Here is a 3,913-nt window from a genome sequence, read left to right as displayed (position 1 = left end):
GACGGTGATGTATGCCGACCGGAAAATCCGCAAGGAAATGACGGAAAACCGTAATACTTACGACGAAATCCAACAGCTGACGCAGATCATTAAGACCCGCGGCCGAGTGTCCTAAACCAGCCGCAACTACCACACCAGTAACCAGGCACTGACACGTTAGTAACGAGTTCGAGTGTCTGGTTTTCTTTATCCACAAGTTTCTCCACATCTGTGTAATTACACTGTTGTAATTCACTGTGTTTTTGTAACCTGCTACACAAAAACAAGGTGTGCACAAAATCTGACCAGTGTGAATGTTGCAGTGGAAGACTTGTGGACAAATACAATGAACTTGTGGAGAACCGGAATTACATGAGAGTTATCCACAATTACACCGATTTATCCACAGATTCTGCACACCCATTCACACACTCCAAAAAATAGCGCTGAGCAGACTAGATTCCCTGTTATTCACAGATCTCACAAAGCTTATTGCTATTACTATCTTTTTAACTTGGATTTCTATTAAGAAAAGGAGGGTGTGGAAGAACGAGGATTTTTAGTTTCCCACCCAAACCTCACCCCAAAACTCAGGCAAATGACATTGAGCAGAGATCGTAAATGACAGCACTGTAATTCCACCCACTGATTTAGTAGACCCTAAGTAACAGTCGTGTGATTCACCCGCCGATATTAGGCAACGCTAAATAACAAGAATTTCTTGGGTCGACTAGCTTCCCTCGCTCAAACACACTCGTTTGGGTGGTCACGAAATTCATGGGCTACGATCACTAGCTAGCTGCCATATTCGGGTAGTTTGGTAGAGACGTGGGTGAACTACACCAATTCCCAGCTTTAAGCTTGGGGTCGTACGAAGACAACCGGTAAAGAGAGCTTGATACCACCATGGATTCCTCCGCAGTATCGTTCCGTGTTGCCAAAGAAGACTTGGCAGACGCTGTCGCTTGGGTAGCAAAAAACCTGCCGTCGAAGGCAACCCAACCTGTCCTGCGCGCGATGCTGATTACTGCCGACGAATCCGGCTTGGAATTATCAGGTTTTGATTACGAAGTATCGACCAAGATCAAGCTTCCAGCAGAGGTAGAAATCGAAGGCACCATCGCGGTGGCAGGTAAATTGCTGGCAGATATCGTGGCCAGCTTGGCTAATAAGCCGGTTGAACTAAAGGTGGACAATTCCACCGCTTTAGTGCGCTGTGGTTCTTCCCGCTTTGAACTACCGCTGATCCCGCTCGATGATTACCCACAGTTGCCGGAGTTGCCACAGGTAACCGGTAGTTTGAACCCCGCGCTGTTTACCGACGCCGTCACGCAGGTTGCTTCCGCCGCTGGTCGTGATGACACTTTGCCGATGCTCACTGGCGTAAATTTCGCAATTAATGGCTCGAATATCAAGCTTGCCGCCACCGACCGCTTCCGCTTGGCAATCCGTCAGTTGACTTGGGATCCAGCTAGCGAGAACGTCTCGGCAAAACTGTTGGTGCCAGCAAAGACACTGCAGGAAAATGCGCGGAGTTTGGATACCAGCCTGGACCAGCCGGTACAGATCGCGGTGGGTGCTGGCGACAACGTCGGTACCGAAGGCCTGTTTGGTTTGCACTCGCACAACCGCGAGACCACCACGCGCATGTTGGATGCAGAATTCCCGAATATCGAACCGCTGTTGCCAAAAACCCACAGCTGTGTCGCTAGTGTTGATATCGCACCACTGCAAGAAGGTGCAGAATCCGGCCACGCGGAAGAAGCCGTGCCCTGCGAGTTCTCCGGCCGCGACGAACTCATCATCGCGTTCAACCCGGGTTATCTGAAAGACGGCTTGTCCGTCGTGCGCACCGAAAAAGTCTTTTTCGGGTTCACGGAATCGTCGCGTCCGGCGATCTTGTTGCCGCAGCCAGAGCAGATGCCGGAGGCTAACGAGGACGGGCAGTTCCCAAGCCCAGAGTCTGAGTTCACTTACCTGCTGATGCCGGTTCGTTTGCCTGGGTAATGTATCTCCAGAACCTGCAGCTTCGTGATTTCCGCTCCTGGCCGGAATTCTCCCTGCGGTTTGCGCCGGGCATCAGCTATCTTGCGCACCTGGGATCTCACCGGGTGGCCACCGATGCACCGCTGATCCGTATCGGCCAGGATAATGCCCGGATTTCGGCGAGTATCATCAACCAGGGCCGTGAGCTCACAGCGCATTTGCTGGTTAAAGCCAGCGGAAGTAATAGCGCGCAAATCAACCGCACTCGGTTGAAATCGCCTCGCGAACTGCTTGGCGTGGCAAAAACCGTGCTGTTTTCACCGGAAGACCTGGCTTTGTTGCGCGGCGAACCGGGGGAGCGGCGTCGTTATCTCGACAGCATCCTCGCTAGCCGCACCCCGCGGATCGCGGGCGTGAAAGCCGATTATGACAAAGTCTTACGCCAGCGCAACGCCTTGTTGAAATCCGCCAGTGCTGCATTACGGCGGGGCTATCGTGACGACGATTCCGCTGCTGCGTTGTCCACCCTTGATGCTTGGGATAATCGCTTGGCTGGTGTGGGCGCGCAGCTGATTGCTGCCCGTATTGAGCTGGTCGACGAGCTGAAAACGCAGGTACGCACGGCCTATGCAGCTATTGCTCCGGAATCCCGCCCGGCGGACGTCGCCTATATCTCCACGCTGGATACCGTGGCTGAGGCCAATTATTCCGGCAGTTCCGCAGATTCTGGAACCTCAGCAGCGACGCCACCCCGCCGCATCACCGACGCGTATTACCGCGATGACCAGGGCCGCGTGCAGGTGGAACTCGTGGAAGCCGCAATGCTGGGGGCATTAGGGCACGTGCGCGAGAAGGAGATTGAACGCGGCGTTAGCCTCGTCGGCCCGCATCGCGATGATATGGAGGCACTGCTGGGGGCCAGCCCGGCAAAGGGTTTTGCTTCGCATGGCGAGACCTGGTCTTATGCCATCGCGTTGCGCTGGTCGGAGTTTGAGATTCTGCGGCAATCCGGCACTGATCCGATTCTGATCTTGGATGATGTCTTTGCTGAACTCGATGTGAAGCGCCGTCGGCACCTGGTGCAGCTTGCGAGTTCAGTCGAGCAGGTGTTGATCACCGCGGCGGTAGAAGAAGACATTCCCGACGAGTTGGAGCCCAATTCCGTGGTGCACATCGGCGTCCACGATTCCACCACCGAATCCGGTGAGTATTCCCGAGTGTCGTTCATCGATGCTGCTGGTGGGGCATGACGATGAGCATCCCGGAAGAGAGCCCAGCCCCAAACCAGCAAAGCCAGAAAAACCAGCCCGATTCTCAGCCGCGCGATCTTGTCGACGCCACCTTCGCCGCACTCCGCGAGGCCGCGGCACAACGCGGATCCGCGCCACCACTGGGTACCTCGCAGACCGAGGCGCAAAGTTTTTTGCGTAGTCGTCGGCAAGCGCGAGCTCACCGGGCTCGGAATTCACGTCTGTCGGCAGCCACTGCGCCATTCGGCCCCAGCACTAATACTCCCGGCACTTCTCACGCCCCCGGCACATTGAACTGGGGAAAATACCGGCAGTCCGGCCCCGATGGCAGGCGTCCGCGCAGGCAACTCAACCTGCCGTCGGCTGGCGCGGTGCTGAACAAGGAGATCACCTCCCGCGGTTGGGAGAAAAACCTGGCCTCTGGGTGGGTGACTGGGCACTGGGAGCAGCTGGTGGGCGAGAAGATCGCGCAGCACACCAAGGTAGAGATGGTGAAAGATACGGCGTTGTTCATCACCTGTGATTCCACCGCATGGGCGACGAACCTGCGGTATATGCAGCGGGAGATTCTGCGTTCGATCCGCGAGAAAGCTGGCCCAGACGTGATCACGGAGCTGAAGATTTTCGGCCCGCAGGCTCCGAATTGGCGCAAGGGCAAGCTGCACGTGAAAGGCCGCGGACCGCGCGATACTTATGGT

General features: G+C 55.5%; 3 protein-coding genes. All 3 read left to right on the top strand.

Annotated features, from left to right (window positions below):
* The first annotated feature begins 885 nt into the window (after positions 1 to 885).
* Positions 886 to 1,986: a DNA polymerase III subunit beta gene (dnaN, locus tag BKN05_RS12285; protein ID WP_286688762.1), complete on the top strand. Its 1,101-nt coding sequence runs from the start codon at positions 886 to 888 to the stop codon at positions 1,984 to 1,986.
* Positions 1,986 to 3,215, top strand: a complete 1,230-nt coding sequence (gene recF / locus BKN05_RS12280) for a DNA replication/repair protein RecF (RefSeq protein ID WP_286688761.1) — start codon at positions 1,986 to 1,988, stop codon at positions 3,213 to 3,215. The genes dnaN and recF overlap by 1 nt, the downstream gene beginning before the upstream one ends.
* A gap of 2 nt (positions 3,216 to 3,217) precedes the next feature.
* Positions 3,218 to 3,913: DciA family protein (locus BKN05_RS12765; RefSeq protein ID WP_049149930.1), on the top strand; the 696-nt coding region annotated here is incomplete at its 3' end.

The sequence above is a fragment of the Corynebacterium sp. S5S1 genome (assembly GCF_001913985.1).
GTDB lineage: Bacteria > Actinomycetota > Actinomycetes > Mycobacteriales > Mycobacteriaceae > Corynebacterium > Corynebacterium marquesiae.
Note: the sequence above shows the minus strand (reverse complement) of the source record. Positions and strands in the feature narration are given on the sequence as shown.